The organism is Halomonas sp. LC1, assembly GCF_030247125.1.
In the GTDB taxonomy this organism is placed as follows: Bacteria; Pseudomonadota; Gammaproteobacteria; order Pseudomonadales; family Halomonadaceae; genus Vreelandella.
In genome coordinates this window covers 299,253-311,528 of record NZ_JASSPG010000001.1, presented here as the reverse complement: position 1 = coordinate 311,528, position 12,276 = coordinate 299,253, and the positions used below count along the sequence as shown (strand labels likewise).

Sequence of the window (12,276 nt, the reverse complement as noted above, 5' to 3'; positions counted from 1 at the left end):
GGTGGCTGGTTGCCACATAAAACGACGGGGCCTGCGATGAGCAGGCCCCGTTCTCTTTTTGGGTCTCTTCGTGTGTCGACGATTAGTGTGGCTGCTTGATCAGTAGCTTCACTAACCGCCGCACGATGGGGGAGACTAGGTTGATCACCGGCAGCGCGACGGCAAAGGCAAACAGCCACGCCTTGAGCCAAATCATCACGATCCCTTCGACGAGTCCCACGTTATACAGCGTAATCACCAGCGACATGATGCATGACATGAACAGCGCCATCAGGCATGAAAATATCAGCTGGGCGTATTTCGGATCGAACATCGTGCGTTTTCCTAATACGCGAATTAACGCTTGTCTTCGGTTTTTTCAGTGAAGTCGCTAGCGTCGTGACGCTCGTGAAGCTGCTCGCTGGGTTCACCCCAGGTACGGTTTACCATGCGGCCACGCTGTACTGCGGGGCGGGCATCAATCTCTTCGGTCCAGCGCAGCACATTCGTATAGGTGTGTGCCTCGAGGAACTCAGCGGCGTCGTACACGCGGTTTTTGACCAGTGCCCCGTACCAGGGGTGAATCGCCATGTCGGCAATGGTGTACTCGTCGCCCGCCATGAAGCGGTTGTCGGCGAGGTGGCGGTCCAGCACGTCTAGCTGACGTTTGACTTCCATGGTGTAGCGATCGATCGGGTACTGGTACTTCTCTGGCGCGTAGGCGTAGAAGTGACCAAAGCCGCCGCCCAACATCGGTGCGCTGCCCATTTGCCAGAACAGCCAAGAGAGGCACTCGGTACGCTTGGCAGGATCCGACGGCAGGAATTCACCGTACTTCTCGGCGAGATAAAGCAAGATGGCCCCTGATTCGAATACGCGCTGGGGCGGGTTCACACTGTGATCCATCAGTGCTGGAATCTTCGAGTTGGGGTTGACCTCAACGAAGCCGCTACCAAACTGGTCGCCTTCGCCAATTTGGATCAGGTGAGCATCATACTCGGCGGCAGTGACGCCTTTTTCGAGCAGCTCTTCGAGCATGACCGTTACTTTGACGCCGTTGGGTGTCGCCAACGAATAGAGCTGTAAGGGGTGTTTGCCAACGGGCAGCGGCTGTTCGTGGGTCGCGCCTGCCACCGGACGGTTGATATTGGCAAACTTGCCGCCGTTACCCGGCTCCCATTTCCATACCCGTGGTGGCGTGTAGGTCGTATCGCTCATAGTAGCCTCGCTGTTGAACAGGTGAAAAGAGCAGTGCCAATTGCCTAGCTTGCTAAGTTGTCCCTGGTTTATGGGGACGTAAAACCTGGGTACAAGGGTAGACCTTGAGTTCGTTAAATAAAAATATGCGGGGTGGTGAAGGGAAGGCCGCGGCGAAGTCAGCACGGCAAGAGAGAAGTGGGAAAGATCACACAGCCGCCACCCTGCCGATAGGCAAGGTGGCGGGGAAGGCGGTTTACACCAGCGTCAAGGTGACGTCGATGTTGCCACGGGTCGCGTTAGAGTAAGGGCAGACAATATGCGCTTTATCGACCAGCGCCTGCGCGACATCCTTCTCAAGACCCGGCAAGCTGATTTTTAGCTCCACTTCGATGCCGAAGCCCGTGGGGATGGCACCAATGCCCACGCTGCCATCGATCTGTGTATCAGCAGGCAGCTTGACTTTTTCCTGGCTGGCCACGTGCTTCAGCGCGCCCAGGAAGCAGGCGGAGTAGCCCGCTGCGAATAGCTGCTCAGGATTGGTGCCGTCGCCACCTGCGCCACCCAGCTCTTTTGGTGTGCTCAGTTTGACGTCCAGCGCGCCATCGGAGGATTTGGCATGGCCTTCACGGCCGCCAGTCGCATGGGCGTGGGCACGATAAGCAATCGTTTCAATCGACATCGGGTATCTCCTGTTCATCAATCGTTGGGTGTGTGACGCGTTGATGCAAAACGGGTTTTAATTTAGTCCAGCTTTATTTTGCGCGCAAGTTAATTGCCATAAAAGTATGTTCCGCTGGCGAAACGACCGTGTCTATTTCGCTTTTTGCAGACTGTCGCGCAGTTGAACGAGATCCTCTTTGAGTTGCGTCAAGGCTTCCACCGATTTCTCGCTCGCATTGACGATGCAGCTTGGAATATGGCGCGCCTGCTCGCGCAGCGCATGGCCTTTATCAGTCAGGAACAGCTCGACGACGCGCTCATCCTGCACACTGCGCTGACGGCGCAGCAGCTGATCCGCTTCCAGGCGCTTGAGCAACGGGGTCAGCGAGCCGGGGTCGGTGAGCAGCCGCTTACTCAATGAGCCAACGGTAATGCCATCCTCTTGCCACAGCACCAGCATGGCAAGGTACTGTGGGTAGGTCAGCCCTAGCTCTTTCAAAAGCGGTTTGTAGATCTTGGTCATCGTCAACGACGTTGAATAGAGGGCGAAACAGAGCTGATGATCGAGCTCCAATTCGCTGCAAGGGTCTAACGCAGGCATGTGGACTCCAGGACGGGATGCATAGCCAGTAATGTAGCGCGCCAGACGATGAGTGGCTATCCCTAGACGTTGGTCGTAAGTTAGCAGTTTTGTTTTGACACCCCGCCTAGCGGTCGCTAGCCTTCGCTTATTGAATGTTACCGGTAACAAAGAAAGTGTGAAACCGCTGGTTAGCGGCAACATTCATGCGGCGGCGTTATTCGATCATGCTAATAAAAGGCCATTAGCCCGTTGGCAGATAAACGCTCAGCAACCCAGCACTCAACCGCTCATCATTTAACAACAATGAATGTTTGGAGATAACGTCATGACAGCGATTTGGCGCAGCACGCTTACCCTAGTGGGCGCAACGACCCTGACTTTTGGCATGGCGCATGCCCAGAGCCCCGAGCTTTCCGACCCGCCGGCCATCGAAGGGGATATCGTGGCCGACCACGGTAGCCATACGCTTCGTATGGGCATTGGCCTATCGGAAACGTCTCCGCAGTTTCTCTCTAGCCAGTACTTTGGCGAAATTCTGGAGCAGCGTACCGAAGGCCGCATTACGGTCAACGTGTTCCCCAACAGCCAGTTGGGTGACGACGTTCAAATGATGGAAATGCTGCAGACCGGTACGCTGGATATGACGTATCCCTCCAGCTCGGCCACCACCAGCTACGTCGAAGAGCTCTCCGTCTTTGACCTGCCGTTCCTGCTGCCCAGCCGTGAAGCCGCCATGGCCGTCATGCAGAGCGACGTGGCTCAGGAAATGCTGGATAAGTTCGAAGGTACTGGCCTGAAAGCGTTGGCCCTCTCCGAGAACGGCTACCGCCAGCTCTCCAACAGCGCACGCCCGGTGGAGTCGCCGGAAGACGTGGCAGGCCTGGACGTTCGCGGTTTGAGCGTACGTACCATGCAGAACCCGGTGCACCTGGCGATTTGGGAAGCCCTCGGTGCTAACCCCACGCCGATGGCCTTTGGTGAACTCTTCTCTGCGCTAGAGCAGGGCGTCGTCGATGGTCAGGAGAATCCCTGGAGCACCATCCTGACCTCCAACTTCAATGAAGTGCAGGATTACGGCACCGAAACCCGCCACGTTTACACCCCGTTCATCATGATGCTGTCCGAGCGTACCTGGGACCGTATGGCACCCGAGTATCAAGAGCTGGTACTGGAAGCTGCGCGTCAATCTGCTGAATACGAAATTCAGCTCTCCGCTGAGTACGACGACTGGTCTCGTGAGCAGTTAGAAGAGCGTGGTATGCAGATCACTCGCTTGAGCGATGAGCAGCTTGCCGCGTTTCAAGACGCCGTGCAGCCCGTTTACGAAGAGTGGGCGCCGCGCATTGGCGAAGATCTGATCGCTGAAATTCAGCAGATCGTCGAAGACAGCAGCAACTAATACGCACCATTAAGCGCGCCATCGGGCAGGCCATTGTGCCTGCCCGACTTGTCAGTGCCCCTTGGAGTTCTTATGACACCCTCCTCAACACCTTCCAATGCTGAATCCTCTTTGAAAGCGCCCGCGATGGAAGATCCGTCGGTCTACCTGGACGATCCCAATCGCAAGCTGCTGGAAATCGATACCGAAACGCGCCAGGGTCCGGCGCTGTTTCGCTGGTTAACGCTTGGCATGGAGTATTTGATTGGCGCGATTTTGGTCGCGTTGATCGTGGCGGTGTCGAGCAATGTGGTGGGCCGTTCGCTGTTCAACCACTCGCTGCCTTGGGTCGACGAGCTGGCGCGCATGCTATTCATCTGGCTGGTCTTCATTGGTGCAGCGGCCGCGTTCGCCCGCTATGAGCACATTGCCGTGGATGCACTGGTGCGGCGTTTGCCGCTGCGTTTGGCGCATATGCTCTACTGCCTGCAGCACCTGATTATTACTGGCCTGATGCTGGTCATGATATTTGGTGGCTATCAGGTTCTGGCGCGCTCCAGCGGTCGCTCGGCCATCATGGGAGTGCCGCTGAGTTTGGTCAGTCTTTCCCTCGTGCTGTGTGTCATCTTTATCGCTGCCGTATCGCTGTGGCGGGTTTGGATGAGCGTGCGCGTCATTGTTCAACCACATGGCCCTTCGGCTAACGCGCAAGGGGAGTAAGCGTCATGCTATGGATTTTTCTCATTATTTTATTCGTGTCGATCATCATTGGCCTGCCTATCGCCTTTGGTTTAGGGGTAGCGGCGCTGGTGATGGCGGTACTGTCCGATATTCCGCTCTCCATCATGATCGAGCAGTCCATCCGTGGGGTGAATAGCTTCCCGCTGCTGGCCATTCCGTTCTTTATCTTGGTCGGTGAAGTGATGAGTAACGGCGGCATCGCGCGCCGTCTGATGGAACTGGCCGGTGCGCTGGTGGGGTTCATGCGCGGTGGCCTGGGGCAAGTGGCGATCACTGGCTCGATGTTCTTTGGCGGCATTAGCGGCTCGGCGGTGGCCGATACGGCGGCCACCGGCTCGATGATGATTCCCTCCATGAAGCAGCAGGGCTACACCGCTGCCAACGCCACGGCGATTAACACCGTCTCGTCGGTGATCGGGATCATTATTCCTCCCTCCATCCCGCTGATTCTTTACGGCATCGTCACGGAAACCTCCATTAGCCGTCTGTTCATCTCCGGTATCGTCCCGGGGCTGCTGATCGGCGCGGCCTTGATGGTGACCACCTTCATTTTGGCCAACAAACAGGGTGGCGGGGTGCGTAAATTCCGCTGGGACGTGCTGTGGAAAGCCTTCAAAGACGCGTGGCTGGCCCTGGTGCTGCCGGTGATCGTGATTGGCGGCATTATTGGCGGCGTGTTCACTGCAACAGAAGCCGCTGTGGCGGCGCTGCTCTATTCGCTGGCGATTTCGCTCTTGGTCTACCGGGAGTTCAAGCTCAGTGAACTCATGGGCATGCTGATTCGCACGGCCAGGCTGACGGGCATGGTAATGATGCTCCTGGCCTTTGCCACCGTCATTGCTTGGTTCTTGACCATCAACATGGTGCCGCAAACGCTGGTGCGTCAGGTTCAGGCGATCACCCAGGAGCCGTTCCTACTGCTGTTGATCGTGGCGGCTCTTTTACTGCTCGTCGGCTTTGTGATGGACCTGACGCCGGCCATGGTCATCATGGCGCCGATGCTGGCCCCTATCGTCACCTCGGTGGGGGTGGATGCCGCTTACTTTGGCGTGCTGATGGCCTTCATCCTGGGGATTGGCCTACTCACGCCGCCGGTGGGCACCTGCCTCTATGTGGGCTGTGGCGTGGGCAAGGTCTCCATGGAATCGCTGGTCAAAGCCATGCTGCCTTACTACGCGGCGCTGCTGGTCGTGCTGGTGCTGCTGATTGCCTTCCCAAGCATCGTGACTTGGTTACCTGACCTCACCGCCGTACGCGGTAACTGATAGGAGTCGCGTGTGACTACTTACTCAGCTCATAACGGCTCGCATCGTATTCTCGTCATGGGCGTCTCTGGGTCGGGCAAGTCGCACATTGGTCAGCAGCTAGCGGCCAGTGTGGGGGCCACGTTCATCGATGGCGACGATCATCATTCGCCCGCCAACGTGGCCAAGATGGCCAGTGGGACGCCGCTGAACGACGATGACCGCCGCGACTGGCTGGCGACCCTGGCTGGGCTGTTTGCCGATTACAAGTCGCGGGACGAATCGGTGGTGATTGCCTGTTCCGGCCTCAAACGGCGTTACCGCGACCGTCTGCGAGAAGGGGATAGCGCGCTGCGTATCCTGTATCTAGAAGGCACCCAAGCGCTGCTACGCGAGCGCTTGGAAACGCGCGCCGGGCACTTTTTCAAGGGCGACAGCATGTTGGCCAGCCAACTGGCCGATTTGGAACCGCCCCAGGCAGATGAGGCCGTGACGCTCTCCATCAGCCTGACGCCCGAAGTGATCGTCGAGCGTTTTCGTGCCACGCTCGTGCCAGAGCCGCACCGCTCATTAGGCTAAAGGGAGGGATAGGCGACGGGCCCTGCTATTCGTTATGGTAGGGCCCGAGCGCCATCCACTGTACAAGGCAGCGACGCCATTGAAGAAAAAACGCCCTACATTACAAGATATTGCTGATCGCGTTGGTGCCACCAAAATGACCGTCAGCCGCTGTTTGCGCGACCCGGAAACGGTGTCGGAAGGTCTTCGAGAGCGCATTTTCAGCATTGCCGAGCAAATTGGCTACATCCCCAATCGCGCCCCCGACCTGCTTTCCCGTGCCACCAGCCACTCCATCGGCGTGTTGGTTCCTTCGCTGACCAACCAGGTGTTTGCCGACGTCATCGTGGGGATCGAAGCCTACACCGAGCCTGCGGGCTATCACTTGATGCTCTCCCACTACGGCTACAGTCAGGAACTGGAGGAGCGCAGCCTTGCCTCGCTGCTCTCCTATAATGTGGATGGGGTGATTCTATCCGATCGTGACCACACGCCGCGCAGCCTGCGCATGCTGGAAACGGCGGGTATTCCCATCGTCGAGATCATGGATACCCACCGTCCGCCGCTGCAGCAGGCGGTGGGCTACGACAACGTTCGTGCCGCTTACGACATGGTCAGCGAGATGATTCGCCGCGGCCGTCGTCAGGTGATCTACCTCGCCGTTCGGCTCGATGAGCGTACCCGTCAGCGCGAGCTGGGGTATCGTCAAGCCATGGAAGAGCGGGGTCTTACCCCCGTGACGCTGCAGAGCAGTCAGCGCTCCTCTTACACCGTGGGTGCCGCGTTGATGCAGGAAATTCAGCGCGACTACCCCGACGCGGACGGCATTTTTTGTACCAACGACGACGTCGCCGTGGGGGCCTATTTCGAGTGCCTGCGCCAGAGCATTGCCGTGCCAGAGCAGATGGCCATTGCCGGTTTCCATGGTCACGACGTTGGGCAGGCGATGACGCCACGCTTGGCGAGTGTCGTGACTCCTCGTCAAGCCATCGGTAAAGCGGCTGCCAAGACGCTACTGGCGCGCATTCGTGGCGAGGCGCTGGAGCAGAAAGTGGTGGATTTGGGATACCGCATCGAGGCAGGGAGCACGCTTTAACGTCCGCGCTAAAAACTGTTTGGCTGCTTACGATAACCCCGTTAGGCTAGCGATTCATTCTGCCATGCCCAAAGCGTACGAGGCCGCTGTGAAGATTACGCAATTAACGGTTTACCCGGTGAAATCCCTGCAGGGGATCGATGTGACCCAGAGCGAGGTTCATGCCCACGGCCTTGCTTGGGACCGCCGGTGGATGCTGGTGGATGCCCAGCAGCGCTTTGTCACCCAGCGGCAGCTGCCCGCGCTGGCGACGGTATCTGTGGCGTTGACGTCGGCAGCCCTGGTGCTCTCTCACCCCAGCGTCGAGCCGATATCCATCTCGTTGGCAGAGCCCGGGGGTAACCTGAGGCTGGTATCGGTATGGAATGATCACTGTAAAGCGCTGCCGGAGAGCGAGGCAGTGTCCGAATGGTTGGAGGCTGCGCTGGGTGAGCAGGCCCGAGGCATTAGCCTGGTCCGCTTCGCCACGACCTTTACCCGAGCGGTGGAAGAGGATTTTCTGGCAGGGGGGGAAGCCCACACCTACTTCGCTGATGGCTACCCCTTTTTGATCACCACCACCGGTTCCCTGGATGCGTTGAACAGCGCGCTGGTGGCGGGAGGCAATACACCGGTACCCATGAACCGGTTTCGCCCCAATATCGTGGTAGACGCCGACGAGGCTTGGCAAGAGGATCGCTGGGCAACAATCGAGAGTGACACCTACCAACTCACCCTGCGCAAACCCTGCCAACGCTGCAAGATCACTACCGTCGATCAGCACACAGGCACGATTCCCACTCAGGCCGAGCCGCTCAAAACGCTCTTGGCGTTGAATACCCAGCCTCATTTGAAAGGCGCGCACTTTGGTCAAAACGCCACGTTAACGGCGGGTGAAGGCAGCGTCATTCGTGTGGGGGATGCGGTGTCCGTAACGCCCCGCGAGGCTTGAAGCGCAAAAGCTTCGTGGCAATCGCGGTGCCCAGTAGAGTAATCACCATACCCGTGACGACCTGTAGGCTCAGCGTTTCATCCAGTAGCAAATAGCCCCACAGCAGGGCACTGACGGGGACGAGAAACGTCACCGTCGACGCCGCCGTTGCCCCGGCGCTTGCCAGTAAACCAAAGTACAGCAAGAAGGCGAGCGTCGTGCTGAGCATGGCCAGTGCCAGGGCGTTGGCCCACGCCAGGGGGCTGATGGGCTCGCTAGGCCATAGCAGCACGCCAGGAAGGAGTAACACCAGCGCCGACATGGCGCTACTGCCAGCGGCAAGTACCCGGGTAGGCAAGTGGCTAAGGCGCGTTTTGGAGTAGTTGCCCGCCAAGCCGTAGCAGAACGTCGCACCCAGTACGGCGATGATGAACCAGCCATCGCCGCCCAAACCGAAGTCCAGCCGGTTGGCGGAGAGCACATAGACGCCCAATAGCGCCAGCGCCAACCCCAGATACTGCTGGCGTTGCACGGGCGTCGCAAAGAAGGCGGCCCCTAACAGCGCGGTAAAAATCGGCGTGGTGGCGTTAATCAGTGACGTAAACCCCGCCTCTAACCGCGTCGTCGCTAGTGCCAGCAGCGAGAAAGGCAAGACATGGTTGACCACTCCCAGTAGCAGCAGCGGCCCTTTGTGCTGCCAGATCAGACGCACGTAATGCAGGCTCAACAGCAGCGGTAGCAGCAGTAGGGCGCCAATCCCCATTCTCACCAACACCAGCGGCAGAGGGCCAAACTCGGGCGCTGCGACCCGCATGAAGATAAACGATAGCCCCCATAACGAAGAGAGTAATAAAAGGCGCAGCGCATCGGCCGATGACATGGTGTGTCCTTACGTAAAAAACCACGGGGTTGAGTGGCCGTCAGCTTATCCATAAAGCGTATGAAAGCGAAGTATGTACAAGTCAGTAAATAGATTTGTCAATATTTGTCATGTCACGAATTTGGCGTTGACGCCTATGGTGGGAGTCTCTACTGTCTCAGCCAATCGTAGTAGGGCAATGGATACTCGTTGAGGAAACGCCGTGGATCTCGCAACGCTGATTGGCTTGGTAGGAGCTGCCGTGCTGGTAGGTGCCTCTGTCATCATGGGCACGTCGCCGGAAGTGTTTATGAACCCTACCGGGCTTTTATTGGTGGTGGGCGGCAGTTTATTCGTGGTGCTCGCCAAGTTCAGCATCACACAGTTCAAGTTTGCGTTTAAAGCAGCGGCGCGGGCCTTCAAGTTTCAGTTACCCAGTATTCAAGAGAGTATCGACGAGTTGGTGGAGCTTTCTAAGGTCGCCCGTCGAGAAGGCATGATTGCGCTGGAAAGCCGAGACGTAAACTCTCCGTTCTTGAAGAAAGGGCTACAAATGCTGGCCGATGGCTTTAGTGCCGACATGATCAAGGAGATGATGGAGAAAGAGCGCCTACTGACGCTCGAGCGTAACGAAGCCGGTGGCCAAGTCTTCTCCGCGCTCGGTGAAGTATCGCCCGCCATGGGCATGATCGGCACGCTCGTGGGGCTGGTGCAGATGCTCTCGAATATGGGAGACCCTTCCCTCATCGGCCCCGCCATGGCAGTCGCGCTGCTCACCACGCTGTATGGCGCGATGATCGCAACGATGATCGCCACCCCCCTGGCCGACAAGCTTTGGGTGCGCATGAACCAAGAATCCAAAATGCAGGAGCTTTGGATAGATGCGCTTCTCGCCATCAAGGGCGACAAAAACCCGCGGGTACTCGAACAGATGCTGACCATTTATCTGCCGCCAGAGCATCGCACTGCCGAGAGCAGCGAAGAGCGCGGTGCGGCAAGCGAGCGAACGTAGGCCATGGCACAAAAGCAGACCAACATTCCCGCATGGATGGTGACCTACGCCGACCTGATGTCGCTGCTGCTGTGCTTCTTCGTGCTGCTGCTGTCGTTTGCCGAAATCGACGCGCAGAAGTTTCGCCGCGTGGCGGACGAGCTGTCCAAAGCCTTTGGGGTGCAGCGGGACATCGAAGCCATGCAGATTCCCATGGGAACGAGTGCGGTGATGCAAAACTTCTCCCCTGCGACGCCGGACCGAACGCTCATCGAAGAGGTGCGCCAGCGTACCATGCAACAGCAGCCGCAGTTGGAGTCGATGCGTAGCATGCTGGAAACCCAGCAGCGACAGCGCAGCTTGCAAGTGGCTGGCAGCGTCGAGTCGCTGCTCGAAGACGCCCTGCCTGAAGGCGTAGCGGAGATTACGGTGGATGAGTACCGCGTGGTGGTACGCATTGCCGAAAACGGCACGTTCGACTCGGGAACCGCTACGGTGACCCCCGCGTTTGCCAGCTTGCTGCAGGAGCTTGCCGTGCTGTTGGGGGAGTTGACCGGTACCGTCTCGATTGATGGCCATACCGACGATGTCCCTATTCGCACCGCGCAGTTTCGCAGTAACTGGGATCTGTCGGCGATGCGCGCCGCTTCGGTAGCCAACGTCCTGGTGAATTCCGGTGCCATTGCCCCCGGGCGTTTGATCATCCAAGGGTTTGCCGAAACGCGGCCGCTTGCCGCCAACGATACGCCAGAAGGGCGGGCCGCGAATCGCCGGGTCGAGTTGACCATCGATGCTAGCGCGCCCTTCGATGATCGCGGTGAGCGCTCCACGCAGTCGTTGCAGGCCAGTGCTTCGGAGGCGTCGCCATCGTTGGCGACGATCAGCGCACCGTAAGACGAGGGTCGTAGAATCACCGCCTAGAATCAGCTACGCTGAACAAGCACCGAACGTAACCCTGCGTTCACCCTGCGAGAAGCACACTACCCTAGGAAAGGAGAACAGAATGGATAGTAAAGCAAGCGCACATTGGGAAGGTGGTCTGAAAGATGGCCAAGGTAAGGTCGCCACTGAAAGCGGTGTCCTGGATGCAGGTTACTCCTTCAAGCAGCGTTTCGAAGGCGAACCGGGCACTAACCCCGAAGAGCTGATTGGCGCCGCACACGCCAGCTGTTTCTCCATGGCGCTGTCGATGATTCTGGGCGAGAAAGGCTACACGGCCGATGCGATCGATACCCAGGCGCGCGTCACGCTGTCACAAAGCGATGCGGGTTTCGATATTTCCAGCATTCACCTGGACGTGGAAGCCAACGTGAGCGGTGCCGATGACGCCGCTTTCCAGGAAGCCGCAGAAACCGCCAAGGCCAACTGCCCGGTCTCCAAGGTTCTCAAAGCTGACATCACGATGTCAGCCAAGCTGAAAGGCTAATACCTTTGCCCCTGGGCAGCGGCTTTCCCGCCGCACTGCCCTGAAGACGAGAAGGGCCTTGCCAAGTGGCAAGGCCCTTTTTGCGAGCAATGGCTGCTAGAAAACCCAATGACGAGATTAGCTCTGTGTCTCGTCCATGGTGTTTTCGTCGCTATTGTTCATCTCGGTATCGCGCTCCGTGTGCAGGTCTCCCTCGCGCTCGTACGCTTGCGCATCCTGTAGCGCTTCTTCAGAGGCGTTGACGGAAATCACGTACTCCTCATTGTCCTCGCCTTTCGTCAGTTCCAGGGAGTCCCACTCGATGGCGACATTCTTTTCGCCCATTCCCAGGAAACCGCCTACACCGACGACCACGGCGTTGATTTTGCCATCCTCGTCGATGATCAAGTCGTTGATGGTGCCGATGTCTTCGTCGTTTTCAACGCTGCTGCGTACTTGATTGCCCGTCAGCGAATCGGAGTGGAAAGTGTTGTCTGGGGCATTGGTCAGGTAAGACGCTTCCGTACCCGTGCTGCCCTCATTGGCTTGAGCGATGCCTGCCGTGGCCATCAGGGCGGGAAGAATGAGGGTCGTGAGAAAAGTCGGTTTCATCGTGATTGCTCCTTGCGTGGTGATGAAGAGGGCACCCGCGAGTGGCACCTCTTTTCGTCC

The 12,276-nt window shown here is 58.1% G+C and carries 15 protein-coding genes; 9 read left to right on the top strand and 6 right to left on the bottom strand.

The window, feature by feature from the left end:
• Window positions 1–82 precede the first annotated feature (82 nt).
• From QIT27_RS01450 to QIT27_RS01435, 4 genes are all read right to left on the bottom strand, one after another.
• Window positions 83–313: a DUF2798 domain-containing protein gene (locus QIT27_RS01450; RefSeq protein WP_253016990.1), complete on the bottom strand. Its 231-nt coding sequence runs from the start codon at window positions 311–313 to the stop codon at window positions 83–85.
• Window positions 314–336: 23 nt separating this feature from the next.
• On the bottom strand, window positions 337–1,197 hold the full coding sequence (yghU, locus tag QIT27_RS01445; RefSeq protein WP_253016992.1) for a glutathione-dependent disulfide-bond oxidoreductase: 861 nt from the start codon (window positions 1,195–1,197) through the stop codon (window positions 337–339).
• A 235-nt stretch (window positions 1,198–1,432) separates the two neighbouring features.
• Window positions 1,433–1,858, bottom strand: coding sequence for an organic hydroperoxide resistance protein (locus tag QIT27_RS01440; RefSeq protein WP_285262658.1), 426 nt, complete (start codon window positions 1,856–1,858; stop codon window positions 1,433–1,435).
• Window positions 1,859–1,990: 132 nt separating this feature from the next.
• Window positions 1,991–2,440, bottom strand: coding sequence for a MarR family winged helix-turn-helix transcriptional regulator (locus tag QIT27_RS01435; protein WP_253016994.1), 450 nt, complete (start codon window positions 2,438–2,440; stop codon window positions 1,991–1,993).
• Window positions 2,441–2,747: 307 nt separating this feature from the next.
• On the opposite strand from QIT27_RS01435, the gene QIT27_RS01430 reads away from it, so the two are divergent.
• The 6 genes from QIT27_RS01430 (at window position 2,748) to QIT27_RS01405 (ending at window position 8,370) form a co-directional block, all read left to right on the top strand.
• A complete protein-coding gene (locus tag QIT27_RS01430; RefSeq protein WP_159341451.1) occupies window positions 2,748–3,821 on the top strand; it encodes a TRAP transporter substrate-binding protein in 1,074 nt (357 codons plus the stop codon).
• Window positions 3,822–3,893: 72 nt separating this feature from the next.
• Window positions 3,894–4,520 (top strand): TRAP transporter small permease, encoded by a 627-nt coding sequence (locus QIT27_RS01425; RefSeq protein WP_159341452.1) that lies wholly within the window; start codon window positions 3,894–3,896, stop codon window positions 4,518–4,520.
• A gap of 5 nt (window positions 4,521–4,525) precedes the next feature.
• On the top strand, window positions 4,526–5,806 hold the full coding sequence (locus tag QIT27_RS01420) for a TRAP transporter large permease (protein WP_159341453.1): 1,281 nt from the start codon (window positions 4,526–4,528) through the stop codon (window positions 5,804–5,806).
• 57 nt (window positions 5,807–5,863) lie between these two features.
• A complete protein-coding gene (locus tag QIT27_RS01415) occupies window positions 5,864–6,364 on the top strand; it encodes a gluconokinase (RefSeq protein WP_253017378.1) in 501 nt (166 codons plus the stop codon).
• A 79-nt stretch (window positions 6,365–6,443) separates the two neighbouring features.
• Complete coding sequence (gene gntR / locus QIT27_RS01410) at window positions 6,444–7,439, top strand: gluconate operon transcriptional repressor GntR (RefSeq protein ID WP_159341454.1); 996 nt, start codon at window positions 6,444–6,446, stop codon at window positions 7,437–7,439.
• An 88-nt stretch (window positions 7,440–7,527) separates the two neighbouring features.
• Entirely contained in the window at window positions 7,528–8,370 is an 843-nt protein-coding gene (locus tag QIT27_RS01405) for an MOSC domain-containing protein (protein WP_285262657.1), read from the top strand.
• Here the strand turns inward: QIT27_RS01405 and QIT27_RS01400 are convergent.
• Window positions 8,324–9,229: a DMT family transporter gene (locus tag QIT27_RS01400; protein WP_285262656.1), complete on the bottom strand. Its 906-nt coding sequence runs from the start codon at window positions 9,227–9,229 to the stop codon at window positions 8,324–8,326. The genes QIT27_RS01405 and QIT27_RS01400 overlap by 47 nt on opposite strands.
• Before the next feature lie 202 nt (window positions 9,230–9,431).
• On the opposite strand from QIT27_RS01400, the gene QIT27_RS01395 reads away from it, so the two are divergent.
• The 3 genes from QIT27_RS01395 (at window position 9,432) to QIT27_RS01385 (ending at window position 11,625) form a co-directional block, all read left to right on the top strand.
• Window positions 9,432–10,220, top strand: coding sequence for a MotA/TolQ/ExbB proton channel family protein (locus QIT27_RS01395; protein ID WP_159341457.1), 789 nt, complete (start codon window positions 9,432–9,434; stop codon window positions 10,218–10,220).
• 3 nt (window positions 10,221–10,223) lie between these two features.
• Window positions 10,224–11,093, top strand: a complete 870-nt coding sequence (locus QIT27_RS01390; RefSeq protein ID WP_285262655.1) for an OmpA family protein — start codon at window positions 10,224–10,226, stop codon at window positions 11,091–11,093.
• A 109-nt stretch (window positions 11,094–11,202) separates the two neighbouring features.
• Window positions 11,203–11,625: an OsmC family protein gene (locus tag QIT27_RS01385; protein ID WP_285262654.1), complete on the top strand. Its 423-nt coding sequence runs from the start codon at window positions 11,203–11,205 to the stop codon at window positions 11,623–11,625.
• 117 nt (window positions 11,626–11,742) lie between these two features.
• Here QIT27_RS01385 and QIT27_RS01380 read toward each other — a convergent pair whose 3' ends face one another.
• Window positions 11,743–12,216 carry a PRC-barrel domain-containing protein gene (locus tag QIT27_RS01380; protein WP_285262653.1) on the bottom strand — a complete coding sequence of 158 codons (474 nt, stop codon included), beginning with the start codon at window positions 12,214–12,216 and terminating at the stop codon, window positions 11,743–11,745.
• Window positions 12,217–12,276: the final 60 nt, after the last annotated feature.

What these genes read in the sequence shown, in the direction of transcription:
- QIT27_RS01385 (WP_285262654.1), top strand. Translation starts at nt 11,203, where the DNA reads ATGGATAGTAAAGCAAGCGCACATTGGGAAGGTGGTCTGAAAGATGGC.
- QIT27_RS01415 (WP_253017378.1), top strand. Translation starts at nt 5,864, where the DNA reads ATGGGCGTCTCTGGGTCGGGCAAGTCGCACATTGGTCAGCAGCTAGCG.
- QIT27_RS01435 (WP_253016994.1), bottom strand. Translation starts at nt 2,440, where the DNA reads ATGCCTGCGTTAGACCCTTGCAGCGAATTGGAGCTCGATCATCAGCTC.
- QIT27_RS01390 (WP_285262655.1), top strand. Translation starts at nt 10,224, where the DNA reads ATGGCACAAAAGCAGACCAACATTCCCGCATGGATGGTGACCTACGCC.
- QIT27_RS01440 (WP_285262658.1), bottom strand. Translation starts at nt 1,858, where the DNA reads ATGTCGATTGAAACGATTGCTTATCGTGCCCACGCCCATGCGACTGGC.
- QIT27_RS01420 (WP_159341453.1), top strand. Translation starts at nt 4,526, where the DNA reads ATGCTATGGATTTTTCTCATTATTTTATTCGTGTCGATCATCATTGGC.
- QIT27_RS01425 (WP_159341452.1), top strand. Translation starts at nt 3,894, where the DNA reads ATGACACCCTCCTCAACACCTTCCAATGCTGAATCCTCTTTGAAAGCG.
- yghU (WP_253016992.1), bottom strand. Translation starts at nt 1,197, where the DNA reads ATGAGCGATACGACCTACACGCCACCACGGGTATGGAAATGGGAGCCG.
- QIT27_RS01450 (WP_253016990.1), bottom strand. Translation starts at nt 313, where the DNA reads ATGTTCGATCCGAAATACGCCCAGCTGATATTTTCATGCCTGATGGCG.
- QIT27_RS01380 (WP_285262653.1), bottom strand. Translation starts at nt 12,216, where the DNA reads ATGAAACCGACTTTTCTCACGACCCTCATTCTTCCCGCCCTGATGGCC.
- QIT27_RS01400 (WP_285262656.1), bottom strand. Translation starts at nt 9,229, where the DNA reads ATGTCATCGGCCGATGCGCTGCGCCTTTTATTACTCTCTTCGTTATGG.
- QIT27_RS01430 (WP_159341451.1), top strand. Translation starts at nt 2,748, where the DNA reads ATGACAGCGATTTGGCGCAGCACGCTTACCCTAGTGGGCGCAACGACC.